This is a genomic window from Streptomyces purpureus (assembly GCF_014648195.1).
In the GTDB taxonomy this organism is placed as follows: Bacteria; Actinomycetota; Actinomycetes; order Streptomycetales; family Streptomycetaceae; genus Streptomyces; species Streptomyces purpureus.
This window is the reverse complement of the sequence record NZ_BMQQ01000002.1, coordinates 28,388-53,530: the sequence shown is the minus strand read 5'-3', so window position 1 is coordinate 53,530 and position 25,143 is coordinate 28,388. Positions and strand designations below refer to the sequence as shown.

The window sequence follows — 25,143 nt, the reverse complement described above, 5'->3', positions numbered from 1 at the left end:
AAGGGGAGCGATCTTGGTCGCGGTATGATGACCCGAATCCGACGGCCGGCCATTGGAAGCAAAGAAAAGGTAGGTGGCACGCCTTCATGCTGTTCTCGGTTGATCACGCTGAGCTGGTCAGGACCGTGGGCGAGGACAATGTCCACCGCCTTTCCGGTGATGTCGCCCAGGCTTACGGATTCGATGGGGCGACCGCGGAATTCCTCACCGAGATCGGTATTCCGGGGGATGAGGAACTCGAGCTCTTCTTCGGCCTGGGTCCGGAATTCGACCCGGACCGCTTCTGTTCCTCCGCAGAGCTCAAGGAATTGGGCTGGAAGGTCGGCGAGGAGGTCGACGGCTGGGTCCGGCTCGGCAACTTCCCGGTCAACATGGTCGCCGTGGACCCCAGGACCGGAACGGTCCACCAGTTCACCGAAGGCCCCATGACCGCGCTCGCGATCCACGGGGACCTGTCGTCCTTCGCCCGGACCGTCGCCTCACTGGCCGCGTACGTCCAGAGCCAGGTCGACGCAGAGGAGCGCGCGGACGCCGCCCACGAGTCGCGGGACGCCGACGTACGCCGGATCGTCGAGGACATCCGCGCCCGCGACCCACTGCCGTTCGAGAACCGCCGCAGCGAGTGGCACGAACTCTTCGAGAACCTCGCCGCCGGAACGTACTGAGCCGTACGCGGCTGAACGTACTGGTGGGACGTACGCAGCGGACTGTACTGGGCGGGTACGTACGCGGCGGAACGCACGCAGCGGGTACGTACGCATCCGGACGTACTCGGCGGAACGTACTGAACGTCCCGCTCCGGCGTCACCGAGGGCCCGCGCACGGGGCCCTCGGTGACAGGTCGGAACGGTGGTCGTCAGACCGCCGCTTGCGGGGCCAGCCGGCCCGCCAGCCAGGTCGGTACCCCGCCGAGCAGACGGAACAGCCGCGCCGCCTCCGCGCGCAGCCGCCCGGCCTCCGGCTCGCTCTCCGTGTCCGCGAGCGAGGCGAGCGCCGGAGCCGTACCCACCAGGTAGCCCAACTCCTCGCGGATCCGCAGCGACTCGGCGAAGCCGTGCCGCGCCTCCGCCAACTCCCCTTCGCGCAGGGCGATTCCGGCCATGTGGCGCCAGGTCGAGGAGAGCAGCAGGCTGTCCCCCTGGGCCGCGGCGGCGGTGTGGGCGCGCAGGAACGCGGCGCGGGCGGCCTGCGGAGAGTCGCCCAGGTTCTGGGCGATCAGACCGCGCCGGAAGTCGAGCAGCGGCCGCCCCGCGCCTTCCGGCGCGATCAGCGCCGCCGCCCGGCCGAGCGCGGCCCGCGCCTCGTCGGCCCGGTCGCGTACGGCCAACAGCGTGGAGGCGTAGGCGAGATAGCCCCGCTCGCAGGCGGCGGCCCCGCGTTCCTCGTCGCTCTGGGCCACTGCTTCGGCGGCGCGCAGCGCCTCCTCGGCCTCGGCCCAGCCCGCCTCGGTGTATAGGCACTGCTCGATCAGCAGCGCGGCCCGCTCCAGGGCCGCGGCCGGTTCACCCGCGTGAGGGGTGAGCAGCGCGGCCGCGTCGGTCCAGCAGCCGCGGGAGCGAAGACGCCATATGGCCGTCTCCATGGGGGTCTCCCTGCCGTAGGCAGGGGACGGATCGTCGCCATCCGTTGTTTCGGAACCGGAACCAGACATGGCGGTATCCGCCACATTGCCCTCCCCGAGCGCGACATTGAGCTGTTGAGTCCGGTCGAATCTCAGCATGGATGGCGCGCCGGGCCAAGGGCTCAGGTGAATGATTTCACAATCGTCCTGTGTTTATCGGTGCGCGATCGTGATCAAGGAGAGGGTCAGCGCCCCACCGGATCGGCCTCGGCGCCGTCGCCGGGAGCGACGAGTGCCAGGTGACCGCCGTCGTCGATGGGCGTGGGCACGGTCAGCGTGCCCATCGGGCGGTCCCCGTCGAAGAGATGGATCTCGCCATGACCGCCACGGGTGACGGCGGTCAACCCGACGGCGGGTGATGCCGCGATCGCGCGACGCTGGACGCCGTCCCAGAAGGCGCTGAGCCCTCCGGGCAGGGCGAGGAATCCGGCGTGCTCGGCGAGATGGCGGCCTTCGAGCACGCCCGCGACCCGGCCGTCCGGGAGGTCCAACACCCAGATGGATCCGGCCACTTGGTCGGCGACGAGCAGTCGGGGAGGCAGCGGGCCCGCGTGGCCCTCGCCCGGGCCCTGCTGACGGACCCGCGGGTCCTCGTCCTCGACGAGACGACGGCCAACCTCGACACGGCGGGCGACGCGGCCGAGCGGTTCGCGCCGTACGACCGGCGATGCGGCCGTGCTGCCGGGTCCTGGGCCCCGCCCTCTGAGGCGCGGGGGCCGCCCGTCATGGCCGCACGGATCCTCCGGCCGCGCCCCTGACGCGGCGCCTGGGTCCCGTGCCTGGCCCGACCGGACCGCGCCCGCTCTCGCGTCCGGGACCGGGGCCCACGGGGCGCGGGAGCCCGCCCCCAACGGGCCCCGCCCCGTCTGGGCGGGCCCGTTAGCTCATCCGCAGCGCCAGGAAGAAGTCCAGCTTGTCCTCCAGGCGCGACAGGTCGCGGCTCGTCAGTTGCTCGATTCTGCCCACCCGGTAGCGCAGGGTGTTCACGTGCAGGTGCAGACGTGTCGCGCAGCGGGTCCAGGAGCCGTCGCAGTCGAGGAAGGCCTCCAGCGTGGGGATGAGTTCCGCGCGGTGGCGGCGGTCGTAGTCGCGCAGCGGGTCCAGCAGGCGGGCCGTGAAGGCACGGCGGACGTCGTCCGGGACGAAGGGGAGCAGCAGGACGTGGGAGGCCAGCTCGTGGTGGCCCGCGGCGCAGACGCGGCCCGGGCGGGCGGCGGCCACGCGGCGGGCGTGGCGGGCCTCCTCCAGGGCGCCGCGCAGGCCCTCCGCGGAGTGGACCGCCGCCGAGACGCCGAGCGTGAGCCGGCCGTCGCCGTCGAGGCCCGCCGACAGCGGCTCGCGGACCGCCGTCAGCAGAGCGTCCGCGTGCAGCCCGAGCGCTATCGTCTCGCCCTCCTGCGTCTCCGTCGGCGTCACCGACGGCAGCGGCACCAGCGCGATCGCCTCGTCACCGCTGTGCGCCACCGCGATCCGGTCCGCCGACTCCGAGCCGACGGTCGCCGGGTCGACGAGGATCTCCTCCAGGAGCGCCTGCGCGACCGGCCCGCTGTCGACGGCCGGGCCCGCCGCGCCCTCCTGGTCCCACTCGACCCGGGCGACCACGACCTGCCAGTGCGGCGCCGTGCCGAGGCCCGGCAGCAGCACCGGCGCCGCGACCCGCAGGCGCGCCGCGATCTCGGCCGGCGCGGCCCCGGTCTGGACCAGCTCCAGGACTTCCTGGGCCAGCCGGCGCCGTACCGTACGCGCCGCCTCGCGCCGGTCGCGCTCGACGGCGATCAGCTGGGTGACGCCCTGCAGCAGGTCCAGGCGCGCGGCAGGCCAGTCGCTCGCGTCGGCCTCGACGGCGAGCAGCCAGTCGGACAGCACCGTCTCGCGGACGTCCCGCGAGGCGGGGGCCGGACCGCGCCCGGTGTTCCGGATCGGGAAGAGGGAGTACGTCGTACCGCCGACGGCGAGGCGGTGCGGACCGCGCCGGCCGGTCCGGGTCGCCGCCAGGTGCTCCCCGGCGAGCTGGGCGCTCAGCGCGGGCCCGAGCGGCTCGCCCGCCCCGGCGATCTGGCGGCCGGTGGGGGAGAGCACCCAGGCCCGGAGGTCGAGGTCGGAGCCGAGGAGGTCGAGGACGACCTCCGGTCCGCCGCCGGCCGGACCAGAGGTCATCAGCCGCCTGTGGCGATCCACAACGGCCGCCAGGTCGCCCGCGCGTTCACCCGACACCTGTCGAACGACATGCTCGGTAATCGTCGCGAACGCAACGGACTCGTTCACTGCGAACAAAGGCAGCCGATGGCGCAAACACGCCTCGATCAGATCATCGGGAATGTCCCCGAGTTCCGCTTCGCCCGCTGCCAGGCCCGCCACCCCCGCCGACGCCAGGATCCGGACGAAGGGCTCCGCGTCGGAGGCGTCACGCCACCACGCGAGCCCGGTGAGGACCAGCTCGCCGCCGGACAGATAGCGGCTCGGGTCCCTGAGGTCGGTGGTCATCACGCCACGGACCGTGCGATCCAGCTCGTCCTCACCACCGAGCAGGCGCAGCCCCAGCGCGTCGGTTTCCAGCAGTGCGCGCAGCCGCATCTCGTTGCCGCCGATCTGTCTCGTTGTTGCCGGTGACCTGTGGCCACCGTTTCCGGGGGGAAACGGCGAGGTGAATGAGCCCCGCCTTTCGTTCGAATCTACAAGACGATGATGGTCACCAGCCAACTCCTTCATGGTTTCGGTGACTGCACTCGGCGGAGCCCGGCTTGTGTACTAGGCCACACACCGCGTTAACAGCGAATGAACAAGCAGTCGAGGGCCGGCCTTCTCCCCAGGCCCCAGTACCACCCCCGATCACGTAAGAGGCCACTCATGGACTTCCTTCGCCCCGCCAGCTGGGAGGAGGCGCTCGCCGCCAAGGCAGAGCACCCCACGGCTGTGCCCATTGCGGGTGGTACCGATGTCATGGTCGAGATCAACTTCGACCACCGGCGCCCGGAGTACTTGCTGGACCTGAACCGCGTCGAGCTGCTGCGGGACTGGGAGGCCGGCGAGGAGAACGTCCGTCTCGGCGCCTCCGTCACGTACACCCAGATCATGGAGCAGCTCCGCGCCGAGCTGCCCGGCCTGGCGCTCGCCTCGCACACGGTGGCCTCCCCGCAGATCCGTAACCGCGGCGGTGTCGGCGGCAACCTCGGTACCGCCTCCCCGGCCGGTGACGCCCACCCCGCGCTGCTCGCGGCGGGCGCCGAGGTCGAGGTCGAGTCGGTCCGCGGCAGCCGGTTCATCCCGATCGACGAGTTCTACACGGGCGTCAAGCGCAACGCGCTCCAGCCCGACGAGCTCATCAAGACCGTCCATATCAAGAAGGCGGACGGGCCCCAGCAGTACTCCAAGGTCGGCACCCGCAACGCGATGGTCATCGCCGTGTGCGCCTTCGGCCTGGCCCTGCACCCCGAGACCCGTACGGTCCGGACCGGCATCGGCTCCGCCGCACCCACCCCGGTGCGCGCCAAGGAGGCGGAGGAGTTCCTGAACGCGGCGCTGGAGGAAGGCGGCTTCTGGGACAACGGCAAGATCATCACCCCTTCGATCGCCAAGCAGTTCGCCGACCTCGCGTCCGCCGCCTGCAACCCGATCGACGACGTTCGAGGCACGGCCAGGTACCGCCGCCACGCGGTGGGCATCATGGCCCGCCGCACGCTCGGCTGGACCTGGGAGCAGTACCGCTCCACCGGCGCCACGCTCGAAGGAGCTGCATAGCCATGCGCGTGAATTTCACGGTCAACGGCCGTCCGCAGGAAGCCGACGACGTGTGGGAGGGCGAGTCCCTGCTCTACGTCCTGCGTGAGCGGATGGGTCTGCCCGGCTCCAAGAACGCCTGTGAGCAGGGCGAGTGCGGCTCCTGCACGGTCCGTCTCGACGGAGTGCCGGTCTGTTCCTGTCTCGTCGCCGCCGGTCAGGTCGAGGGCCGCGAGGTCGTCACCGTCGAGGGCCTGGCGGAGTACGCGCAGCAGCGCGCCGAAGGCCACCAGGGTGGCGGCTGCGCCACCGGCGCCTGCGGCACCAGCCTGGACCAGGCGAAGCGGTGGGAGGCCAGGCCGGCCGACTCGCAGACCGGTGAGGGTGTCGAACTCGCCCCGATCCAGAAGGCGTTCATCGACGCCGGCGCCGTCCAGTGCGGCTTCTGCACCCCGGGCCTGCTCGTCGCCGCCGACGAGCTGCTCGAGCGCAACGCCGACCCGTCCGACCAGGACATCCGCGAGGCCCTGTCCGGCAACCTCTGCCGCTGCACGGGCTACGAGAAGATCCTGGACGCGGTCCGCCTGGCGGCCGCCCGTCAGGGAGAGGCGGTCTGACCCATGGCGCCGAACACCCGCACCACTCCCGCCGGTACGCCCACCAACGTCACCCAGAAGCACGCCAGGGGCGGCATCGGCGAGTCCACGCTCCGCCCGGACGGCACCCTCAAGGTCACCGGTGAGTTCGCGTACTCCTCGGACATGTGGCACGAGGACATGCTCTGGGGCCACACGCTGCGCTCCACGGTCGCCCACGCGGAGATCGCGAGCATCGACATCTCCGAGGCGCTCGCGACGGCCGGTGTCTACGCCGTCCTGACGTACGACGACCTGCCGGCCAAGATGAAGAACTACGGTCTGGAGATCCAGGACACCCCCGTCCTGGCGAACGGCCGGGTACGTCACCACGGCGAGCCGGTGGCCCTGGTCGCCGCCGATCACCCGGAGACCGCCCGCCGCGCGGCCGCCAAGATCAAGATCGACTACCGGGAGCTGCCGCTCGTCACCGACGAGGCCTCCGCCCTCGCCGAGGACGCCCCGCTGCTCCACCCGGGCCGCGACGACCACCACTCCGGCCACGTCCCCCACCCCAACATCGTCCACCGCCAGCCGATCATCCGCGGCGACGCGGCCGAGGCCGCCAAGAAGGCCGATGTCATCGTCACCGGCGAGTACGTCTTCGGCATGCAGGACCAGGCCTTCCTCGGCCCGGAGTCCGGCCTCGCGGTGCCGTCCGAGGACGGCGGTGTCGACCTGTACGTCGCCACCCAGTGGCTGCACTCGGACCTCAGGCAGATCGCCCCCGTCCTCGGCCTGCCCGAGGAGAAGGTCCGTATGACGCTCTCCGGCGTCGGCGGTGCCTTCGGCGGCCGCGAGGACATCTCGATGCAGATCCACGCCTGCCTGCTGGCGCTGCGCACCGGCAAGCCGGTCAAGATGGTCTACAACCGCTTCGAGTCCTTCTTCGGGCACGTCCACCGGCACCCGGCGAAGCTCCGGTACGAGCACGGCGCCACCAAGGACGGCAAGATCACGCACATGAAGTGCCGGATCGTGCTCGACGGCGGTGCCTACGCCTCGGCCTCCCCGGCCGTCGTCGGCAACGCCTCGTCCCTCTCCGTCGGCCCGTACGTCATCGACAACGTCGACATCGAGGCCGTCGCCCTCTACACGAACAACCCGCCCTGCGGCGCGATGCGCGGCTTCGGCGCCGTCCAGGCCTGCTTCGCCTACGAGGCCCAGATGGACAAGCTCGCGGCGAAGCTGGGCATGGACCCGGTCGAATTCCGCCGGCTCAACGCCATGGAGCAGGGCGCGATCATGCCGACCGGCCAGGTCGTGGACTCGCCGGCCCCGGTCGCCGAGCTGCTGCGCCGGGTCAAGGCCCGCCCGATGCCGCCCGAGCGCCAGTGGGAGACGGCCGGCGAGGGCGCGGACGTCCGCGCGCTGCCCGGTGGTCTGTCCAACACCACCCACGGCGAGGGCGTCGTACGCGGTGTCGGCTACGCCGTCGGCATCAAGAACGTCGGCTTCTCCGAGGGCTTCGACGACTACTCCACCGCCCGTGTGCGCCTGGAGGTCATCAACGGCGAGCCGGTCGCGATGGTCCACACGGCCATGGCCGAGGTCGGCCAGGGCGGTGTCACCGTGCACGCCCAGATCGCCCGCACGGAGCTGGGTGTCACGCAGGTGACCATCCACCCGGCCGACACCCAGGTCGGCTCCGCCGGTTCGACGTCCGCCTCCCGGCAGACGTACATGACCGGCGGCGCGGTGAAGAACACCTGCGAGGCCGTCCGCGAGAAGGTCCTGGAGATCGGCCGCCGGAAGTACGGCTCGTACCACCCGGCGTGGGCCACCGCCGAGCTGCTCCTTGAAAGCGGCAAGGTCGTCACCGACGGCGGCGAGGTCCTCGCGGACCTCGGCGAGCTGCTCGAGGACGAGTCCGTCGACCTGGAGCTGGAGTTCCGCCACCGCCCGACCCAGGCGTTCGACCTGGTCACCGGTCAGGGCGACGGTCACGTCCAGTACACCTTCGCCGCGCACCGCGCCGTGGTGGAGGTCGACACCGAGCTCGGCCTTGTCAAGGTCATCGAGCTGGCCTGCGCCCAGGACGTCGGAAAGGCGCTGAACATGCTCTCCGTCGTCGGCCAGATCCAGGGTGGCACCACCCAGGGCCTCGGTGTCGCCGTGATGGAAGAGATCATCGTCGACCCGAAGACCGCGAAGGTGCGCAACCCCTCCTTCACGGACTACCTGATCCCCACGATCCTCGACACCCCGACCATGCCGGTCGACGTCCTGGAGCTCGCCGATCCGAACGCGCCGTACGGCCTGCGCGGTCTCGGCGAGGCCCCGACCCTGTCGTCCACCCCGGCCGTCCTCGCGGCGATCCGGAACGCGACGGGCCTGGAGCTGAACAAGACGCCGGTACGCCCCGAGCACCTCACCGGCACCCTCTAGCCCTCACGGCTGGAGACCCAGAACTCTCCGGACGGTGCGTGCCTCCCAGGAACGTCACATGTCCCATCGCCCGCACCGTTCGGAGACAAGCCGCACAACGGCGGTACACAACAGAACAGCACCACCAGCACCATCGGCAGGACCAGCAAGAACAGCATCACCCCGTCTCACAGGCGTCGTCCGACGTATCAGTGAACCGTTCGTCTCGGGCCGTCCCCCGGGTCGTGCAGCCAACGCAAGATCCCAAATCCCGCAGCTTGTCTGACTTTCGAAGTCTTATGCGGGTGCCCCTTTGAACCTTGGGAGTAGGCACCATGACCCAGTCGTCAGTGGAGCCGAAGACCGCCGCAGAGGACGCGGGCTCCGGCTCGAACGTCCCCGCGGGGCGGTCTTGGCTCGACCGTTACTTTCACATCTCCGAAAGAGGATCAACCGTCGCGACCGAGGTTCGCGGCGGCGTCACCACCTTCATGGCGATGGCGTACATCCTTCTGCTCAACCCCTTGATCCTCGGCGGCAAGGATGTGGACGGTAACGTCCTCAGCCAGCCCGCGCTCATCACCGCGACTGCGCTCGCCGCCGCCGCGACCACCCTGCTCATGGGCTTCTGGGGCAAGGTCCCGCTCGCCCTCGCGGCCGGTCTGTCCGTCTCCGGTGTCCTGGCCTCCCAGGTCGTCCCGGTGATGACCTGGCCGCAGGCGATGGGCATGTGTGTCGCGTACGGCGCCGTCATCTGTCTCCTGGTGGTCACCGGCCTCCGCGAGATGATCATGAACGCGATCCCGCTCGCCCTGAAGCACGCCATCACCATAGGCATCGGTCTCTTCATCGCGATCATCGGTTTCGTGAAGGCCGGCTTCGTCCACGAGAACCCCGCCCCCGGCGGCGGCCCTGTGAGCCTGGGCCCGGCCGGTGAACTCGCCGGCTGGCCCGTCCTGATCTTCGCGGTCACCCTGCTGCTCATCTTCGCCCTGCAGGCCCGCAACGTCCCCGGCGCCATCCTGATCGGAATCGTCGTCGGCACGATCGTCGCCGCCCTCCTCAACGCGATCGCCGACATCCCGGCCAAGGCCTGGTTCTCCGGCGCGCCGGAGCTGAACGGCAGCGCGGTCTCCGCACCGGACTTCTCGCTCATCGGCGACGTGTCCTTCAGCGGCTGGGGCGACGTCGGCTACATCACGATCACCATGATCGTCTTCACCCTGGTGCTGGCCGGCTTCTTCGACGCCATGGCCACCATCCTCGGTGTCGGCACCGAGGCCAAGCTCGCCGACGACAAGGGCCGCATGCCGGGCCTGTCGAAGGCGCTGTTCATCGACGGTGCCGGCGGTGTCATCGGCGGTGTCGGCGGCGGCTCCGGCCAGACCGTCTTCGTCGAGTCCGCGACCGGCGTCGGCGAGGGCGCCCGCACGGGCCTCGCCTCCGTGGTCACCGGCGGATTCTTCGCGCTCTGCCTCTTCTTCACCCCGCTCACCGCGATCGTGCCGCAGGAGGTCGCGGCCGCGGCCCTGGTCGTCATCGGCGCGATGATGATGCAGAACGCCAAGCACGTCGACTGGAGCGACCGCTCCGTGGCGATCCCGGTGTTCCTCACCGTGGTCCTGATGCCGTTCACGTACACCATCACCACGGGTGTCGCGGCCGGTGTCATCTCCTACGCCGTCATCAAGGTGGCGCAGGGCAAGGCACGCGAGGTGGGCGCCTTCATGTGGGGCCTCACCGCGATCTTCGTCGTGTACTTCGCGATCCACCCGATCGAGAGCTGGCTCGGCGTCGGCTGACGCTCCGCCCTCCGCACATCCCAGAGCTTCAGAGGAGGCCGACATGCTGGACATCGCCGACGAGCTGCACCGGTGGGTCGAGCAGGGACGTGACTTCGCCGTCGCCACCGTGGTGGCGGTCGGCGGCAGCGCGCCCCGTCAGCCGGGCGCCGCGCTCGCCGTCGACAGCGGCGGCACGGCGATCGGCTCGGTCTCCGGGGGATGTGTGGAGGGCGCCGTCTACGAGCTCTGCCGGCAGGCGCTCGACGACGGCGAGACCGTGCTCGAACAGTTCGGGTACAGCGACGAGGACGCATTCGCGGTCGGTCTCACCTGCGGCGGCAGCATCGACATCCTCGTCACACCGGTCCGCGCGGACTCTCCCGCCAGGGCGGTGTTCGCGGCCGCGCTGTCCGCCGCCGCCCGTGGGGAGGCGGCGGCGGTCGCGCGGATCACCGACGGCCCCGCCGAGCTGCGGGGCCGCGCCCTCGTGGTGCGCCCCGACGGCTCGTACGAAGGCGGCCTCGGCGGGCATCCCGTCCTGGACCGCACGGCCGCCGGCGAGGCGAGCGCCATGCTGGACGCGGGCCGCACCGGCACCGTCGTCATCGGTGAGGACGGCTCGCGCTGCGGACAGCCGCTGACCCTGCTCGTCGAGTCCAGCGTGCCGCCGCCCCGGATGATCGTCTTCGGCGCCATCGACTTCGCCTCGGCGCTCGTACGGGTCGGCAAGTTCCTCGGGTACCACGTGACCGTGTGCGACGCCCGGCCCGTCTTCGCGACCAAGGCGCGCTTCCCCGACGCCGACGAGATCGTCGTCGAGTGGCCCCACACCTACCTCGAGCGCACCGAGGTGGACGGCCGTACCGTCCTGTGCGTGCTCACCCACGACGCCAAGTTCGACGTCCCGCTGCTCGAACTGGCCCTGAGGCTTCCCGTCGCCTACGTCGGCGCGATGGGTTCCCGCCGCACCCACGAGGACCGCAACAAGCGGCTGCGCGAGGTCGGCGTCACCGAGCTGGAGCTGGCCAGGCTGCGCTCGCCGATCGGACTCGACCTCGGCGCGCGAACGCCTGAGGAGACCGCGCTGTCGATCGGCGCCGAGATCGTCGCCAACCGGCGCGGCGGCAGCGGAGTCTCCCTGACCGGCGCCCACACCCCGATCCACCGCGACGGCGGCCACGCACCCGACGGCCGGATAGGGTCGGTGGCCTGATCCCATCGAGGGGTGCCGGGGCGCCGCGGGTCTAGGCGGCGTCCTGCGGGTACCAGCGCAGCTCGACGGTGTTGCCGTCCGGGTCCTGTACGTAGATCGACTGGGCCGAGCCCCGCGCACCGAAGCGGGGCACCGGCCCCTCCAGTACGGTGAAGACTCCCGAGTCGATCACTTCCTGCCAGTCCAGCGGATCGACGACCAGACAGATGTGGTCGACATTGGACTCGGCGCGCGGGCGGCTGAACAGATCGATGATCGTGCGCTCGTTTATCCGCACCGAGGGGAACGGCACCTTCCCCTCACGCCACTCCTCCACCCGCACCGGTTCCAGACCCAGCGGCCCGGTGTAGAACTCCAGCGACTTCTCGACGTCCTGCACATTGAGCACCAGGTGGTCGAAGTCCTTGACGCGTACCATGTGTCACCCTCCCGTTCGGTCGGGCCGCCCCGTTCGAATCCGGCCCTGTTCGTATTCTCGCCACCAGGCGCGCCGCGCGGAAGATCTTGATCAAACTCGGGGGACCTGCCGACGGCCGTTCATCCGTCCGTATTCCGACCTGTGCGTCAACGCCCGTTCTTCTACGATCGGTTGGCTGACGTGTGTCCCACCCACAGGCAGGAGTCCCCATGGGCCAGCAGCCCATCGCCCTCGACCCCGCGGGCGCCGACATCCACGCGGAGGCCGAGCGGCTGCGCGAGCGCGGCTCGGCCGCACTCGTCGAACTCCCCGGCGGCATCAGGGCCTGGGCGCCGACCGGACACGCCCTGCTGAAGCAACTCCTCGCCGACGAGCGGGTGTCGAAGGACCCCAACCTCCACTGGCCGGAGTGGATCGACGGCCGGTACCGGGAGAGCTGGATCAACACCTGGGTCGGCGTGACCAACATGTTCACCGCCTACGGAGCCAACCACCGGCGGCTGCGCAAACTCGTCTCCCCGGCCTTCACCAAACGCCGCACCGACGCACTCGCCCCGCGCATCGAGGAGATCACCACCACCCTCCTCGACAGGATGGCCGAAGCCCCCGACGGCCGGGCCGAACTGCGCACCGCCTTCGCCCATCCGCTGCCCATGCAGGTCATCTGCGAACTCTTCGGACTCCCCGAGGACCGCAGGTCCGACACCGCGCGCCTGGTCGAGGAGATCTTCGACACCACCGCGACGCCCGACCAGGCCACCGCCACCCTCCAGGAGATCCTCGCCCTGCTCGCTGGACTCGTCGCCGACAAGCGCGCCACCCCGGGCGACGACATGACCAGCGCCCTGATCGCCGCCCGCGACGAGGAAGGCTCCAGCCTCACCGAGGAGGAGCTGATCTCCACCCTCCTCCTGGTCGTCGGCGCCGGCCACGAGACCACCGTCAACCTCATCGGCAACGCCGTCCACGCGCTGCTCGCCCACCCCGACCAGCTCGCCCGCGTCCTGGACGGCGAGATCCCCTGGAACGACGTCATCGAGGAGACCCTGCGCTGGGCCCCCTCCGTCGCCAACCTCCCGCTGCGCTACGCCGTCGAGGACATCGCCCTCCCCGACGGCACGGTCATCGCCCGCGGCGACGCCATCCTCGCCGCCTACGCCGCCGCCGGCCGCGACCCGCTCCGCCACGGCCCCACCGCCGGGGTCTTCGACCTGACCCGCGTCGACAAGGAACACCTCGCCTTCGGCCACGGCGTGCACTACTGCGTCGGCGCACCGCTTGCCCGCCTGGAGGCCGCCATCGCCCTGCCCGCGCTCTTCGCCCGCTTCCCCAAGCTCCGCGCGGACGAGGAGGCCGGGCCGGCCCGCCAGAGCGAATCCTTCATCGCCCACGGCTGGGCCACCCTGCCGGTGCGACTGGCCTGATCACGACGGTCGGCCCGGCGTGGCCCAAAACCCGGATGCCGGTCCGAAACCCCCGCGTTAATGTCCGGAGCATGGACATCCGCGACGTACCCGAGGCCCACATCGACCGTGCGCTCGCGCTCGCGTACCTCGTCTTCCACGAACGCCCGGAGGACGAGCTCCACAAGCACCAGCAGGAGCTGATGCGGGAGTGCGAGCGCATCGGCGCCTACGACGGGGACACCCTGGTCGGCTTCGTCGCGCTCCACCGCTTCACCCTCTCCGTCCCCGGCGGCGAAGTGCCCTGCCCCGGCCTCACCTACGTCTGCGTCGCCCCCACGCACCGGCGCCGCGGCGTGCTCTCCGACCTGATCGGCGAGGTCCACCGCCGCTGCGCCGCCGAGGGATGGCCGCTCGCCGTCCTGTGGGCCTCCGAGGACGCCATCTACGGCCGCTTCGGCTTCGGCGCCGCCACCGACGGCATCACCGTCGAGATCGACTCCCGCCGGCCGCTCGCCCTGCGCATCACCCCCGACGAACGCCCCCTGCGGATGGTCGACCCGGCCGACGCGCCCGAGCTCCTCGGCCCGTACTACGAGGCGACCCGCGCCCGGCGCCCTGGCCGGCTCGCCCGCGACGCGGCCCGCTGGCGCGGCGAGTGGCTCGTCGACAAGGACGAGGAGGACGACGAGCTCTCACCGCCGCGGATCGTCGCCCTCGGCGACCCGCTCGCCGGCTACGCGGTCTACCGCACCCGCCCCGAGAACGAGGACACCCACAGCCCCGGTCTCGTCCGCCTCGACGAGCTGGAGGCCGACACCCCGCAGGCCGCCGCCGCCCTGTGGAGCTACCTCGCCTCCATCGACCTCACCGGCACCGTCCGCGCCTGGGGCCGCCCCCTCGACGACCCGCTGCTGCTCTTCGCCGCCGACCGCGACCAGGTCAGGGTCACCGGCCAGTTCCCCGCGCTGTGGCTGCGCCTCGTGGACGTGACCGCCGCGCTGACCGCCCGCTCCTGGGCAGCCGACACCGACCTCGTACTGGAGCTGCGGGACGACCGGCTCCCGTCGAACGCCGGACGGCTGCGGCTGACCGTCATCTCCGGCGCGGCGCACTGCACGCCGTCCACGGACCCGGCCGACCTCACCCTCGACGTACGGGACCTCGCCGCCTGCTACCTCGGCGGTACGAAAGCGGTACGTCTCGTCCACGCGGGCCTGATCGGCGAACACACCCCCGGCGCGGCCGACGCCCTGGACGCGGCGCTGCACACCGGCCAACTCCCGCACACCGGCGACGAATTCTGAGGCGCGGCCGGATCGGCCTCCCGCGGACCGGAACGGCCTCCCGCGGACCGGACCGGAGCGGAGCAGACCGGAGCGGACCGGATATCGGACGCCCCGGCCGCCACCGTCCGGCTGCGGCCACACTGAAGTCCGCCGGACCGGCCCGCGCGAGGCGGCCGGAAAGTGAGGAGTAGTCCCCTTGACCACCACCCAGGCGCCCGGCAGCGGCGCCGCGACCCGTCAGGACGGCGGCCCGGAGCTCGTACGGGCCGTCACCACCGGGCTGATAGCCGCGTTCGTCGGCTTCTCCAGCTCCTTCGCCGTCGTCCTCGAAGGCCTGGACAAGGTCGGCGCCAGCCGCGCCCAAGCCGCGTCCGGACTGATGGCGCTCTGCGTCGCGATGGGCGCCTGCGCGGTCTTTCTCAGCCTGCGCACCCGGATGCCCATCAGCATCGCCTGGTCGACCCCCGGCGCGGCCCTGCTCGCCGCGTCCGCCGCGCCCGCCGGCGGATTCGCCGCCGCCGTCGGGGCGTTCCTCGTCACCGGGGCCCTGATCGTGGTCACCGGACTGTGGCAGCCGCTCGGCCGCTGGGTCTCCGCGATCCCCAGACCGCTGGCCAACGCGATGCTCGCGGGCATCCTCCTGCCGCTCTGCCTCGCCCCCGCCAAGGCGGTCAAGGACGAGCCGGTCCTCGGCCTCGTGATCGTGCTCACGTGGGCGCTGGTCGGCGTCGTGAAGAAGCTGTACGCCGTCCCGGCGGCCGTCCTCGTCACCGCCGTGCTCATCGCCACCACCACCGACATCTCCGCCGCCGAACTCGGGCCGCTGTGGGCCGGACCCGTCTTCGTGACCCCGCAGTTCCCGGCCGCCGCCCTGGTCGGCATCGCCCTGCCGCTGTACGTCGTGACGATGGCCTCGCAGAACATCCCCGGCATCGCCGTCCTGAACGTCAACGGCTACGAGCCGCGGCCGGGCCCGCTGTTCAGCTGGTCCGGCGCCTTCAGCATGGTCGCGGCGCCCTTCGGCGGCCACGCCGTCAACCTGGCGGCGATCACCGCCGCGCTCTGCGCCGACGAGGGCGCGGGCCCCGACCCCCGTAAGCGGTACCGCGCCGCGGCCGTCTCCGGGGTCGCGTACATCCTGTTCGGCCTGGCCGCGGGCGCCGCGGTCGCCTTCGTCGGCGCCGCACCGCCCACCCTGATCCAGGCGGTCGCCGGCCTCGCCCTGCTCGGCGCCCTCGGCAGCGCGCTGATGGGGGCGGTCGCCGACCCCGACGACCGCGAGGCGGCGATCGTCACCCTGGTGGTGACCGTCTCCGGAGTGGGCTTCTTCGGCATCAGCGGTGCGTTCTGGGGACTGCTCGCCGGGGGAGCGGTGTACGGGCTGAAGAAGTGGGGCGGGCCACGGCGACGCCGAGCCCGCCCCTGAGGTGCCCCGGTCAGCTGGTGACGGTGATCTGCTGCGCCGGGTCGGTCGTGTCGGTGACCTGGTACGTGGCCGTGAACGTCGCCGACTGGTTGCCCGTCGGGCAGAGGAACCCGCCGGTGACCGTGGCGGGTACCGGCGCGTTGGAGATGGCCAGCGACGACGGCGCGCCGTTGGTCCAGGTCCCGGAGACGGCGGTCGGCCCGGCGGGCGAGGCGGTGATGGTGCAGTTCGCCAGGCCGCTGGTCTTCAGGACGACACCGCCCTTGGGCATGGTCAGACCGGCGCCGATGGGGGCGCCGTGCTGAGCGGTCAGCGCCCAGGAGCCGTTGGTGGCGTTGCTGGTGACGGTGACGCTCACGCCACCGATGCTGGTCGTACAGCCGCTGAACGTGGGCGGGTTGATGGTTCCGCCGACCGGTCCGGCGGCGTTGTGGTTTCCGGGGGCGGCCGGGATCTTGTTGTTGGCGCCGGTCGTCGGCAGCGAGGACGAGACCGTACAGGTCATCGTCGTCGAACCGGCGGTGAAGGTCGCCTTGCCGGTGAGCTTGACGGCGAAGGAATGCCCGGCGGGCGAGACGGTTGTCGAACCGGCCTGTGCCTCAAGGGCGTTGGCGACGGCCGCGCCGCCGAGCGTGAGCGCCGCGGTGGTCGCGAGAGCGGCCGCCGACGCCGGCAGGGCGCGCGTGAGTGACGGACGTAGGGCCATGGGGGGACTCCTCGAACGGCGGTGGAAGGTGGGGGGTGCGAGGAGGTGCGAAGTGACTTGAGAGTAGGACTGGCTGGTAGGGCCGTCCAGGTGCACTTTGCGCCACTCATGTGACGGCCCATCAGGCAGGGCGCTCGGTGCGCCGAGGGGCCGGGCGGGCCGGTGGTTCACAGGCGGCGGGCGAACGTCAGACCGTCGGCCAGCGGCAGCAGCACCGACTCGACCCGGTCGTCGGCGCGTACATGCGCGTTGAACGCCCGGATCGCGGCCCCGTCACCGGTGGCCTGCCGGTCCGCCGCCGCGCCGCCCCAGAGAGTGTTGTCCGCGAGCAGCAGCCCGCCGGGCCTGACACGTGGCACCAGCTGCTCCCAGTAGTCGATGTAGCCGGACTTGTCGGCGTCCAGGAAGACCAGATCGACCTCCGGCCCGGCGGGCAGGGACCGGAGGGTCTCGGCGGCCGGTCCGAGCCGCAGCTCGACACGGTCGGCGACGCCCGCCTGATGCCAGGCCTCCTCGGCGATCTGGGTCCACTCCTCCGACAGGTCGCAGGTCAGGACCGTGCCGCCGGGGGCGAGGCCCATGGCGAACGCGAGCGTCGAGTAGCCGGTGAAGGTCCCCACCTCCACGACCCGGCGGGCGCCGAGCAGCCGTACGAGCAGGGTGAGGAACACGGCTTGTTCGTGCGGGACCCGCATCCGGGCGGGTCGGCCGAGCCGCTCGGTACGGGCGGCCAGCTCGAGCTGGACCTCGGTGGCCGGTTCGGCCTGCGCCACCAGATAGCCGTAGATCTCCGGCGTCAGGTCGACCGTCTTGACGCGGCCCTCGGAAGGCTCGGTTGCACCCATGACGTACACCCCTTCGGGACGCCCCCGCACCCAAGCGGAGGTGTGTGCGCTGTGTGGTCACATACTCCGGCATATCGTGCCAAACGCGGAGGTCCGTCCGGACACGGAACGTAACGATGGAGATCTCATGCCGGAGAAGAAGATCATCACGGTGTTCGGCGCGACGGGCGCGCAGGGCGGCGGCCTGGCCCGCGCCATCCTCGACGACGGAGAGTTCGCCGTACGGGCCGTCACCCGGCACCCCGAGTCGGACGCCGCCCGTGAGCTGGCCCGCCTCGGCGTCGAGCTGGTCCAGGCCGACAGCGACGACGAGTCCACCCTCGCACCCGCCCTGGAGGGCTCGTACGGCGCTTTCCTCATGACCAACTTCTGGGAGCACATGTCCGGGGACAGGGAGAAGGTCCAGGCCGCTGCGATGGCCCAGGCCTGCGCCCATGTGGGCGTACAGCACGCCATCTGGTCCACCCTGGAGGACACCCGTGAGTGCATCCCGCTCGACGATCCCCGCATGCCCGTCCTCCAGAGCCGCTACAAGGTCCCGCACTTCGACGCCAAGGCGGAGGCCGACGCCTTCTTCACCGAAGGGGGCGTGCCGACCACCTGTCTGCGGCTCACCTTCTTCTGGGAGAACCTGCTCCGGATGTCCGCTCCGCAGCGCGCCGAAGACGGCACCTACCGCATCTCGTACCCCATGGGCGACAAGCGACTCTCCGGCATCGCCGTCGACGACGTCGGCCGGACCGCCCTGGGCATCTTCAAGCGCGGCACCGACCTGATCGGCGGTACGGTCAGCATCGCCGGGGAACACCTGACCCTCACCGAGATGGCCGGTGCCCTCTCCGAGTCGACCGGTCTGCCGGTCGTCTACCAGCCCCTGGAGCCGGACGCGTTCCGGGCGCAGGGCTTCCCGGGCGCCGAAGAGGCCGGCAACATGTTCCAGTTCTACCGAGACTGCGAGGCTCGTTTCATCGGCGCCCGCGACCTGGACGCCGTACGCGCCCTCAATCCGTCCCTGCAGTCCTTCGCGACCTGGCTGGCCGGGCACCAGGACAAGCTGAGGACGGCGTGGGTGTGACCGGCCGGGCACCGGGACCGGCTCAGGGCGGCCCGGGGGCCCGCACAGGCGCGGTCCGCCGTCACCGGGTCGCGGACACCAGCCCCGCCTCGTAGGCGATGATGACCAGCTGCACCCGGTCCCGGGCGCCCAGCTTGGCCAGCAGCCGGGTCACATACGTCTTGGCGGTCGCGACGCTGATGAACAGCCGCTCCGCGATCTCCGCGTTGGACAGCCCGCCGCCGACCAGCGTCAGCACCTCACGCTCCCGCTCGGTGATCCCCTCGACCTCGCGGCGCGGCCGTACGGACTCGGCGCGGCCCGCGAACTCCCTGATCAGCCGGCGGGTGACGCTCGGCGCGATCAGCCCGTCCCCGGCGGCCACCACCCGGATCGCCGCCAGGATGTCGTCCAGCGCCATGTCCTTCACCAGGAACCCGGACGCCCCGGAACGCAGCGAACCGTAGACGTACTCGTCGTCGTCGAAGGTCGTCAGGACGATCACATGGGCGTCGGCCGGCCCGGCCGTGATCCGCCGGGTCGCCTCGATCCCGTCCGTCCCCGGCATCCGGATGTCCATCACGACGACGTCCGGGCGCAGCTCCTCGGTGAGCCGGACGGCATCGGCGCCGTTCGCCGCCTCCCCGACCACCTCCAGGTCCTCGGCCTCTGTGATCACCATCCGCAGGGCGGCGCGCACCAGCTCCTGGTCGTCGACGAGCAGTACACGGACGGTCATGACACTCCTGTGATGGTGGTGGTCGGTGCGGGTACGGGCAGCCGGGCGGCCACCCGGAAGCCGCGGTCGGGACGGGGCGCGGCGGAGAACTCGCCGTGCAGCAGGGCGACCCGCTCACGCATGCCGGCCAGCCCCCAGCCGGATCCGGCCGTACGGCCGAGGCCCTGGCCGCGCCCCCGGTCGAGGACCTCCAGGGACAGCTCGCCCTCGCGCCGGTCCACGATCACCCGGCACGAATCCGCGCCCGCGTGCCGTACGACATTGGTGACCGCCTCCTGCACGATCCGGTACGCGGACAGGTCGATCTCCGGCGGCAGCGCGCCCCGCTCGCCGCGCCACTCCACCTCGACCCGGACCCCGGCGCCCGTGGTCGCCTCCGCGAGGCGCTCAAGGTCGGCAAGCCCCTGGGCCGGTTCCAGCGGCGCCGCCCCGGCGTCCCCGCGCGCCTCCTCGCCCGGCTCCGCCTGGCGCAGCGCCCCGAGCATGCCGCGCAGGCCGGACAGCGTCTCGCGCCCGGCGGTCTCGATCGCCGCCAGAGCCTCCCCGGCCGCGGCCGGCCGGGTCTCGACGACCCGGCGCGCCGCACCCGCCTGCAGGGCAATGATGCCGATGCTGTGCGCGACCATGTCGTGCAACTCGCGTGCTATCCGCAGCCGTTCGGCGGTGACGGCCCGCGCGGCCGCCTGGGTGCGGGCCTCTTCGGCATGGGCCCGGGCCTGATGCGCCGACCGTCCCAACAGCCAGGCGATGACGACGACCAGACCCACCGTCAGCTGCGCCGCCGTGTCGACGTTCCAGCCCATCACCACCCGGATGGTGAGGTGGCCGGCCAGTGTGGCGAGCGCCATCACGAGAGCGGCGAGCGCGCTCCGGCGGGCACGGGCGGATGCGACGAAGTAGACCGCGACATCCACCGCGAGGAACTGCGCCAGCGGGATGCCACCCACCCCGAGCGGAATCGTCGCGACCGCGGACGCGGCGAGCAGCAGAAGCGTGGCCGCCAGCGGTCGGCGTTCGAGGACCCGGGCGGCGTAGAGGGCCATGGCGGTCGCCACCACCAGGGCCGTGATTCCGTCCCAGCGGAAGAAGATGACGCCGGGCATGACCGTCGGCCCCGTCTCGCCCGGCAGCCGTAGCCGGATGAGGAAGGTGAAAGCGACACCCGCGGCCCAGGCCGACGCCGTCCAGGCGCCGGCCGGCACACGTGCGAGCGGAGGGAGAAGGGGCGTCGCCTGCATGCCGATGATCGTAACGATGTGATCATCAGCTGTCGTCGGATCTGGGGTGTACACCCACGGTCGACAGCCGCGACCGGCGACAGCGCGGCGGGGTCTGCTCAGGCCGGCCGGTGTCTGCTCAGTCCGGTCGGGGCCGGCCGAAGAGCAGCTCGTAGCCGGGGGGCAGCTGGAGCAGTACACGACTCATGAGATCCTCGCCCGCCGCGTCGGCCACCACACTCAGGACCGCGCTCACGTCCCACTTCGCGGTCTCCGCGCTGGCCCCGTCGATCCAGGCCGCCGTCGCCCGCACGAACCGCTCCGGGTCGAGCGGTTCCGCTGCCTGGAGCGGGTTGAGAAGGATCAACGCGAAGGTCTCGGGAAGCCGGGCGGCCAGCTCCGCCCGCTCCTCGCCTACCAGATGAGCGCCCAGCAGGGCGAGGACGGTGCGGGCCGCGCGCTCGGCCTCATGCGCCGTGGGGTATTCGCCGCGTTCGCGGACCGCGTCGAGAAAAGCCTGCCATCGCATCCGAACCACCGATGTGCCCCTGTTCGCCGGGTGGGCGGAGGGCGGGACAGGGGGAGAGCAAGGTGGTCCCGTCCTCCGCCGCTGAACTGCGTGTGTCCAGTATCCCCCGCCTCATGCCCGGCGCGGCATGGTTCAGGCCGAGGGTGTCATGGCGTTCAGGCCGAGGACGGCTTCGCGTCGATCTCCGCGACGAGGTTCTCGATGAGGTCCTTGATCTCGTCGCGGATGGGGCGTACGGCCTCGACACCCTGGCCGGCCGGGTCCTCCAACTGCCAGTCGAGGTAGGTCTTGCCCGGGAAGTACGGGCAGGCGTCCCCGCAGCCCATCGTGATGACGTAGTCGGACGCCTGGACGGCCTCGGGGGTCAGGACCTTCGGCCGCTGGTCGGAGATGTCGATGCCGAGCTCCGCCATCGCGGCCACGGCGGAAGGGTTGATCCGGTCGCCGGGCAGCGAACCGGCGGAGCGGACCTCGACGCGGTCGCCGGCCAGGTGGCGCAGAAATCCGGCGGCCATCTGGGAGCGGCCGGCGTTGTGTACGCAGACGAAGAGCACGGACGCGGCAGGGGTGGAGGACATCGTTCTTTCCTGTCCAGTGAGGTCAGCTCGGACTGGTGTCAGTCCCGACTGATGTGACAGTATCAGGCCATGATGACGTCAGTCGACACTGATCTGATGCGGGTGCTCGCCGACCCGCTCAGGCTCCACATCGTGACCCTGCTCGCCCGCGAAACCCTCTGCACCACCCACCTCGTGGAGGAAACGGGCGCCAGGCAGACCAACCTCTCCAACCACCTGAAGGTGCTGCGCGAGGCCGGGGTCGTGGAGACGGAGCCCTGCGGACGGTTCACCTACTACCGCCTGCGCCCGGACGTCGTCGAATCGCTCGCCGGTCAGTTCGCCGACCTCGCCCGGACCGCGCGCGCCACCGCCGAGGCGAACCTCAAGCGGTCCTGCCCATAACCATTCGGCTTGTACGCCGTGCCTCACCCGCCCCAGGAGACCCCACCTTGACCGCCACCGAGCCCGCCGCGAGCGACGCCACAGCCGCCGACGCGGCGCCGCGGCCCGCGCCGGGCGCCACCCCGCCCCGTACCCCGCTGACAGCCCGCGCCGCCGCGGAGCTCGTCGGCACCGCCGCCCTGGTGGCGATCGTGGTCGGCTCGGGGATCCAGGCCACCCGGCTCACCGACGACGTGGCTCTTCAGCTGCTGGCCAATTCCACCGCCACCGTCTTCGGCCTCGGCGTCCTGATCGCCCTCCTCGGCCCGGTGTCCGGCGCCCACTTCAACCCGGCGGTCACCCTGGCCGAGTGGTGGACCGCCCGGCGCGGAGGCGCCGGCGTCGACGCCCGCGAGTCGGCCGTGTATGTGTCCGCGCAGATAACGGGCGCGATCGGGGGTGCGATCCTGGCGGACGCGATGTTCGGCGAGCCCCTGGTGGCGTGGTCGCAGCACGACCGCTCCGCCGGGAACCTCCTCCTCGGCGAGGTCGTCGCCACCGCCGGTCTGATCCTGCTGATCTTCGGCCTGGCCCGCACCGACCGCCTCCGCCTCGCCCCGGTCGCCGTGGCCTCGTACATCGGCGCCGCGTACTGGTTCACGTCGTCGACCTCGTTCGCCAACCCGGCCGTCACTGTCGGCCGCGCCTTCACCGACACCTTCGCGGGCATCGCCCCGGCCTCGGTCGCCGGATTCATCGGCATGCAGCTGATCGGGACGGTGGTGGGCCTGGCCCTGGTCGTGGTCATCTTCGTGCGCGCCGGGACCGAGCGCGCCTGACCGATTCGAGCCGGGGGCGCGCCGTCAGGTGATCAGCGCGCTCCTGCGCTCCAGCATGACCACGTCCCGCCAGACCCCCTGATGGCGGCCGATGCGCTCGCGGGTGCCGACGACCCGGAAGCCGGCGCGCTCGTGGAGGGCGAGGCTGGCGATGTTCTCGGGGAAGATGCCGGACTGGATCGTCCAGATCCCGGCCGCTTCGGTGGAGGCGATCAGCGCGTCGAGCAGGGCGCGGGCGACTCCCCGGCCGCGAGCGCCCGGGTGGACGTACACGGAGTGCTCGACCACGCCGGCGTACACGCACCGCTCCGAGACCGCGCTCGCCGCCACCCAGCCCAGAACGGCGCCGGATTCGTCCAGTGCGACGAAGCGGTGCTCGGCGAGTCTTCCCTTGTCGAAGGCCGCCCATTCGGGCGCCCGGGTCTCGAAGGTGGCATCGCCCTCGTCGATCCCGGCCTGGTAGATCGCCAGGACCTGATCGGCGTGCTCGGGCAGCAGCGGTCCGATCCGGGGTCCGGTCGGTGCTCCTGCCCGCACCGCGCTCACGTCGCCTTCTCGGTGCCGGCCAGCAGCGCGCCCATCGCGGCGAGTACGGCCGGCTCGACCCGGTAGTACACCCACGTACCCCGCCGCTCGGAGGACAGCAGCCCGGCGTCCTTGAGCTTCTTCAGGTGGTGGGAGACGGTCGGCTGGGACACGCCCACGTCGGAGATGTCGCACACGCACGCCTCGCCGCCCTCATGCGAGGCCACGGCGGAGAACAGGCGCAGGCGCACCGGGTCCCCGAGGGCCTTGAACATCTTCGCCGCGATCTCGGCCTCGCCCGCGGACATCGGGCGCTCGTTCAGCGGCGGGCAGCAGGGCACGGCAGCCTGAGGCTCCAGGAGCGGCAGGACCTCGGTATGCGACATGCGTCCATTCTTACTCGCCATATCGATGTCTGTCTATGTTGACGGTTGTCGAATCAGTTGCCATGCTGGCAGCACACGCATCGACAGATGTCGAAACAGCCTGGGAGTCCACCGTGAACGCGCCAGCCACCGCTGAACTGCCCGTCGTCGTCATCGGCGCCGGCCCCGTCGGTCTCGCCGCCGCCGCCCACCTCGTCGACCGCGGCCTGGAGCCCCTCGTTCTCGAGGCCGGATCCACGGCGGGACCGTCGGTACGCGAGTGGTCGCACGTGCGGCTGTTCTCCACCTGGGACGAGGTCGTCGACCCCGCCGCCGAGAAGCTCCTCGCTCCGACCGGCTGGGTCAAGCCCGAGGCGGGTGCGTACCCCACCGGCGGAGACTGGGCCGAGCTTTACCTCCAGCCGCTGGCCGACGTCCTCGGCGACCGGATCCGCTACGGCGCCGCCGTCACCGGCGTCTCGCGTGCCGGCCGCGACCGCATCGTCGACGCCGACCGCGACACGCAGCCCTTCGTCGTCCAGTACGAGACCGTCGACGGGCGGGAGCTGCGGGTCCTGGCCCGCACCGTCATCGACGCCTCCGGCGCCTGGTCCACCCCCGGCCCGGCGGGCGGCAGCGGACTTCCCGCGCTGGGCGAGAAGGCCGCCGCGGACCGCATCAGCTACCGCGTCCCCGACCTGAAGGACCCCGCCGTCCGTGCCCGGTACGCGGGCAGGCGGACCGCCGTGATCGGCTCCGGCGCCTCCGCCTTCACCGCCCTCGTCTCCCTCGCCGACCTGGCCGGGGCGGACGGCGGCGCGGGCACGCACGCCACCTGGATTCTGCGCCGGGGGATCTCCGGATCGACCTTCGGCGGCGGCGAGGCCGACCAGCTCCCCGCCCGTGGCGCCCTCGGCCTGGCGGCGAAGGCCGCGGTGGACGGCGGCCACGCCGACGCCGTGACCGGTTTCCGTACCGAGGCCGTCGAGCGTTCTGGGGACGGCCGTCTGATCCTGGTCGGCGAGGACGGGCGCCGACTGGACCCGGTCGACGAGATCATCGTCCTGACCGGCTTCCGCCCCGACCTTTCCTTCTTGGCCGAGCTCCGCCTCGCGCTCGACGAGCGGCTCCAGGCCCCGGTCGCGCTCGCCCCGCTGATCGACCCCAACCAGCACTCCTGCGGCACGGTCCGCCCGCACGGCGTGAACGAGCTGTCCCACCCGGAGGAGGGTGTGTACCTCGTCGGCATGAAGTCGTACGGCCGCGCCCCGACGTTCCTCGCCATGACCGGCTACGAACAGGTCCGCTCCATCGCCGCCGCCCTCACCGGCGACCGCGAGGCCGCCGAACGTGTCGAACTCACTCTCCCGGAGACCGGTGTCTGCGGCGGCGCGGGCCTCTTCGACGAGCCCGAGGCGGCCGGGCAGGCGGGTGGCGGCTGCTGCGCCGCCCCCACCACCCTCACCATCGGCCGCGCGCCCGCTCCCTCCGGCTGCTGACCGAACGGAAG

The 25,143-nt window shown here is 71.7% G+C and carries 24 protein-coding genes and 2 pseudogenes; 14 read left to right on the top strand and 12 right to left on the bottom strand.

Features of this window, described 5'->3' with window-relative positions:
- The first annotated feature begins 86 nt into the window (after positions 1 to 86).
- A complete protein-coding gene (locus tag IEZ01_RS04035) occupies positions 87 to 665 on the top strand; it encodes an SUKH-4 family immunity protein (RefSeq protein ID WP_019890306.1) in 579 nt (192 codons plus the stop codon).
- Positions 666 to 856: 191 nt separating this feature from the next.
- Here the strand turns inward: IEZ01_RS04035 and IEZ01_RS04030 are convergent, their stop codons facing one another.
- Both IEZ01_RS04030 and IEZ01_RS04025 read right to left on the bottom strand, forming a co-directional pair.
- Positions 857 to 1,720, bottom strand: coding sequence for a hypothetical protein (locus IEZ01_RS04030; protein WP_052185696.1), 864 nt, complete (start codon positions 1,718 to 1,720; stop codon positions 857 to 859).
- A gap of 86 nt (positions 1,721 to 1,806) precedes the next feature.
- Positions 1,807 to 2,034: pseudogene (locus tag IEZ01_RS04025) on the bottom strand (hypothetical protein); the annotation flags it as partial.
- 117 nt (positions 2,035 to 2,151) lie between these two features.
- Between IEZ01_RS04025 and IEZ01_RS34655 the strand changes: the two are divergent.
- Positions 2,152 to 2,259, top strand: a pseudogene (locus tag IEZ01_RS34655) (ATP-binding cassette domain-containing protein); the annotation flags it as partial.
- A 241-nt stretch (positions 2,260 to 2,500) separates the two neighbouring features.
- Here IEZ01_RS34655 and IEZ01_RS04015 read toward each other — a convergent pair.
- Complete coding sequence (locus IEZ01_RS04015) at positions 2,501 to 4,195, bottom strand: PucR family transcriptional regulator (protein ID WP_189199917.1); 1,695 nt, start codon at positions 4,193 to 4,195, stop codon at positions 2,501 to 2,503.
- A 273-nt stretch (positions 4,196 to 4,468) separates the two neighbouring features.
- Here IEZ01_RS04015 and IEZ01_RS04010 point away from each other — a divergent pair, with 273 nt between their 5' ends.
- From IEZ01_RS04010 to IEZ01_RS03990, 5 genes are all read left to right on the top strand, one after another.
- Complete coding sequence (locus IEZ01_RS04010; protein WP_019890311.1) at positions 4,469 to 5,359, top strand: FAD binding domain-containing protein; 891 nt, start codon at positions 4,469 to 4,471, stop codon at positions 5,357 to 5,359.
- 2 nt (positions 5,360 to 5,361) lie between these two features.
- Complete coding sequence (locus IEZ01_RS04005) at positions 5,362 to 5,955, top strand: (2Fe-2S)-binding protein (protein ID WP_019890312.1); 594 nt, start codon at positions 5,362 to 5,364, stop codon at positions 5,953 to 5,955.
- A gap of 3 nt (positions 5,956 to 5,958) precedes the next feature.
- Positions 5,959 to 8,361 (top strand): xanthine dehydrogenase subunit D, encoded by a 2,403-nt coding sequence (pucD, locus tag IEZ01_RS04000; RefSeq protein WP_189199915.1) that lies wholly within the window; start codon positions 5,959 to 5,961, stop codon positions 8,359 to 8,361.
- Between the two features lie 314 nt (positions 8,362 to 8,675).
- Entirely contained in the window at positions 8,676 to 10,142 is a 1,467-nt protein-coding gene (locus IEZ01_RS03995) for an NCS2 family permease (RefSeq protein WP_189199913.1), read from the top strand.
- Between the two features lie 43 nt (positions 10,143 to 10,185).
- Positions 10,186 to 11,337 (top strand): XdhC family protein, encoded by a 1,152-nt coding sequence (locus IEZ01_RS03990; RefSeq protein WP_189199910.1) that lies wholly within the window; start codon positions 10,186 to 10,188, stop codon positions 11,335 to 11,337.
- A 31-nt stretch (positions 11,338 to 11,368) separates the two neighbouring features.
- Here the strand turns inward: IEZ01_RS03990 and IEZ01_RS03985 are convergent, their stop codons facing one another.
- Positions 11,369 to 11,755: a VOC family protein gene (locus IEZ01_RS03985; RefSeq protein WP_019890317.1), complete on the bottom strand. Its 387-nt coding sequence runs from the start codon at positions 11,753 to 11,755 to the stop codon at positions 11,369 to 11,371.
- A gap of 209 nt (positions 11,756 to 11,964) precedes the next feature.
- On the opposite strand from IEZ01_RS03985, the gene IEZ01_RS03980 reads away from it, so the two are divergent.
- From IEZ01_RS03980 to IEZ01_RS03970, 3 genes are all read left to right on the top strand, one after another.
- A complete protein-coding gene (locus tag IEZ01_RS03980; protein WP_019890318.1) occupies positions 11,965 to 13,179 on the top strand; it encodes a cytochrome P450 family protein in 1,215 nt (404 codons plus the stop codon).
- Positions 13,180 to 13,250: 71 nt separating this feature from the next.
- Positions 13,251 to 14,465 carry a GNAT family N-acetyltransferase gene (locus IEZ01_RS03975; RefSeq protein ID WP_019890319.1) on the top strand — a complete coding sequence of 405 codons (1,215 nt, stop codon included), beginning with the start codon at positions 13,251 to 13,253 and terminating at the stop codon, positions 14,463 to 14,465.
- A 178-nt stretch (positions 14,466 to 14,643) separates the two neighbouring features.
- On the top strand, positions 14,644 to 15,873 hold the full coding sequence (locus IEZ01_RS03970) for a benzoate/H(+) symporter BenE family transporter (RefSeq protein ID WP_019890320.1): 1,230 nt from the start codon (positions 14,644 to 14,646) through the stop codon (positions 15,871 to 15,873).
- 10 nt (positions 15,874 to 15,883) lie between these two features.
- Here IEZ01_RS03970 and IEZ01_RS03965 read toward each other — a convergent pair whose 3' ends face one another.
- On the bottom strand, positions 15,884 to 16,579 hold the full coding sequence (locus tag IEZ01_RS03965) for a hypothetical protein (protein WP_019890321.1): 696 nt from the start codon (positions 16,577 to 16,579) through the stop codon (positions 15,884 to 15,886).
- Positions 16,580 to 16,746: 167 nt separating this feature from the next.
- Positions 16,747 to 17,424, bottom strand: coding sequence for an O-methyltransferase (locus tag IEZ01_RS03960; protein ID WP_019890323.1), 678 nt, complete (start codon positions 17,422 to 17,424; stop codon positions 16,747 to 16,749).
- A 127-nt stretch (positions 17,425 to 17,551) separates the two neighbouring features.
- On the opposite strand from IEZ01_RS03960, the gene IEZ01_RS03955 reads away from it, so the two are divergent.
- Positions 17,552 to 18,499, top strand: coding sequence for an NmrA/HSCARG family protein (locus tag IEZ01_RS03955; RefSeq protein ID WP_189199908.1), 948 nt, complete (start codon positions 17,552 to 17,554; stop codon positions 18,497 to 18,499).
- 61 nt (positions 18,500 to 18,560) lie between these two features.
- Here IEZ01_RS03955 and IEZ01_RS03950 read toward each other — a convergent pair whose 3' ends face one another.
- The 4 genes from IEZ01_RS03950 to IEZ01_RS03935 form a co-directional block, all read right to left on the bottom strand.
- Positions 18,561 to 19,217: a response regulator gene (locus tag IEZ01_RS03950; RefSeq protein WP_189199906.1), complete on the bottom strand. Its 657-nt coding sequence runs from the start codon at positions 19,215 to 19,217 to the stop codon at positions 18,561 to 18,563.
- Positions 19,214 to 20,455 (bottom strand): sensor histidine kinase, encoded by a 1,242-nt coding sequence (locus IEZ01_RS03945; protein ID WP_189199904.1) that lies wholly within the window; start codon positions 20,453 to 20,455, stop codon positions 19,214 to 19,216. The genes IEZ01_RS03950 and IEZ01_RS03945 overlap by 4 nt, the downstream gene beginning before the upstream one ends.
- Before the next feature lie 118 nt (positions 20,456 to 20,573).
- Positions 20,574 to 20,963, bottom strand: a complete 390-nt coding sequence (locus IEZ01_RS03940) for a DUF2267 domain-containing protein (protein ID WP_189199902.1) — start codon at positions 20,961 to 20,963, stop codon at positions 20,574 to 20,576.
- Between the two features lie 155 nt (positions 20,964 to 21,118).
- Positions 21,119 to 21,541, bottom strand: a complete 423-nt coding sequence (locus IEZ01_RS03935) for an arsenate reductase ArsC (protein WP_019890329.1) — start codon at positions 21,539 to 21,541, stop codon at positions 21,119 to 21,121.
- Positions 21,542 to 21,610: 69 nt separating this feature from the next.
- On the opposite strand from IEZ01_RS03935, the gene IEZ01_RS03930 reads away from it, so the two are divergent.
- The gene (locus IEZ01_RS03930; protein WP_028798115.1) at positions 21,611 to 21,925 is read left to right on the top strand and encodes an ArsR/SmtB family transcription factor; all 315 of its coding nucleotides are present in this window, start codon (positions 21,611 to 21,613) and stop codon (positions 21,923 to 21,925) included.
- Between the two features lie 47 nt (positions 21,926 to 21,972).
- On the top strand, positions 21,973 to 22,743 hold the full coding sequence (locus IEZ01_RS03925) for an aquaporin (protein ID WP_189199900.1): 771 nt from the start codon (positions 21,973 to 21,975) through the stop codon (positions 22,741 to 22,743).
- 24 nt (positions 22,744 to 22,767) lie between these two features.
- On the opposite strand, the gene IEZ01_RS03920 is transcribed toward IEZ01_RS03925, so the two are convergent.
- Both IEZ01_RS03920 and IEZ01_RS03915 read right to left on the bottom strand, forming a co-directional pair.
- The gene (locus IEZ01_RS03920) at positions 22,768 to 23,289 is read right to left on the bottom strand and encodes a GNAT family N-acetyltransferase (protein ID WP_019890332.1); all 522 of its coding nucleotides are present in this window, start codon (positions 23,287 to 23,289) and stop codon (positions 22,768 to 22,770) included.
- Positions 23,286 to 23,654, bottom strand: a complete 369-nt coding sequence (locus IEZ01_RS03915) for an ArsR/SmtB family transcription factor (RefSeq protein WP_019890333.1) — start codon at positions 23,652 to 23,654, stop codon at positions 23,286 to 23,288. Before IEZ01_RS03915 ends, IEZ01_RS03920 begins: the two co-directional genes overlap by 4 nt.
- A gap of 113 nt (positions 23,655 to 23,767) precedes the next feature.
- Here IEZ01_RS03915 and IEZ01_RS03910 point away from each other — a divergent pair, with 113 nt between their 5' ends.
- The gene (locus tag IEZ01_RS03910; protein ID WP_189199898.1) at positions 23,768 to 25,132 is read left to right on the top strand and encodes an NAD(P)-binding domain-containing protein; all 1,365 of its coding nucleotides are present in this window, start codon (positions 23,768 to 23,770) and stop codon (positions 25,130 to 25,132) included.
- Positions 25,133 to 25,143: the final 11 nt, after the last annotated feature.

What these genes read in the sequence shown, in the direction of transcription:
- IEZ01_RS03965 (WP_019890321.1), bottom strand. Translation starts at nt 16,579, where the DNA reads ATGGCCCTACGTCCGTCACTCACGCGCGCCCTGCCGGCGTCGGCGGCC.
- IEZ01_RS04030 (WP_052185696.1), bottom strand. Translation starts at nt 1,720, where the DNA reads ATGCTGAGATTCGACCGGACTCAACAGCTCAATGTCGCGCTCGGGGAG.
- IEZ01_RS03935 (WP_019890329.1), bottom strand. Translation starts at nt 21,541, where the DNA reads ATGTCCTCCACCCCTGCCGCGTCCGTGCTCTTCGTCTGCGTACACAAC.
- IEZ01_RS03915 (WP_019890333.1), bottom strand. Translation starts at nt 23,654, where the DNA reads ATGTCGCATACCGAGGTCCTGCCGCTCCTGGAGCCTCAGGCTGCCGTG.
- IEZ01_RS03975 (WP_019890319.1), top strand. Translation starts at nt 13,251, where the DNA reads ATGGACATCCGCGACGTACCCGAGGCCCACATCGACCGTGCGCTCGCG.
- IEZ01_RS04010 (WP_019890311.1), top strand. Translation starts at nt 4,469, where the DNA reads ATGGACTTCCTTCGCCCCGCCAGCTGGGAGGAGGCGCTCGCCGCCAAG.
- IEZ01_RS03945 (WP_189199904.1), bottom strand. Translation starts at nt 20,455, where the DNA reads ATGCAGGCGACGCCCCTTCTCCCTCCGCTCGCACGTGTGCCGGCCGGC.
- pucD (WP_189199915.1), top strand. Translation starts at nt 5,959, where the DNA reads ATGGCGCCGAACACCCGCACCACTCCCGCCGGTACGCCCACCAACGTC.
- IEZ01_RS03950 (WP_189199906.1), bottom strand. Translation starts at nt 19,217, where the DNA reads ATGACCGTCCGTGTACTGCTCGTCGACGACCAGGAGCTGGTGCGCGCC.
- IEZ01_RS03995 (WP_189199913.1), top strand. Translation starts at nt 8,676, where the DNA reads ATGACCCAGTCGTCAGTGGAGCCGAAGACCGCCGCAGAGGACGCGGGC.
- IEZ01_RS03980 (WP_019890318.1), top strand. Translation starts at nt 11,965, where the DNA reads ATGGGCCAGCAGCCCATCGCCCTCGACCCCGCGGGCGCCGACATCCAC.
- IEZ01_RS03960 (WP_019890323.1), bottom strand. Translation starts at nt 17,424, where the DNA reads ATGGGTGCAACCGAGCCTTCCGAGGGCCGCGTCAAGACGGTCGACCTG.
- IEZ01_RS04035 (WP_019890306.1), top strand. Translation starts at nt 87, where the DNA reads ATGCTGTTCTCGGTTGATCACGCTGAGCTGGTCAGGACCGTGGGCGAG.
- IEZ01_RS03985 (WP_019890317.1), bottom strand. Translation starts at nt 11,755, where the DNA reads ATGGTACGCGTCAAGGACTTCGACCACCTGGTGCTCAATGTGCAGGAC.
- IEZ01_RS04015 (WP_189199917.1), bottom strand. Translation starts at nt 4,195, where the DNA reads ATGCGGCTGCGCGCACTGCTGGAAACCGACGCGCTGGGGCTGCGCCTG.
- IEZ01_RS03930 (WP_028798115.1), top strand. Translation starts at nt 21,611, where the DNA reads ATGATGACGTCAGTCGACACTGATCTGATGCGGGTGCTCGCCGACCCG.
- IEZ01_RS03940 (WP_189199902.1), bottom strand. Translation starts at nt 20,963, where the DNA reads ATGCGATGGCAGGCTTTTCTCGACGCGGTCCGCGAACGCGGCGAATAC.
- IEZ01_RS03955 (WP_189199908.1), top strand. Translation starts at nt 17,552, where the DNA reads ATGCCGGAGAAGAAGATCATCACGGTGTTCGGCGCGACGGGCGCGCAG.
- IEZ01_RS04005 (WP_019890312.1), top strand. Translation starts at nt 5,362, where the DNA reads ATGCGCGTGAATTTCACGGTCAACGGCCGTCCGCAGGAAGCCGACGAC.
- IEZ01_RS03990 (WP_189199910.1), top strand. Translation starts at nt 10,186, where the DNA reads ATGCTGGACATCGCCGACGAGCTGCACCGGTGGGTCGAGCAGGGACGT.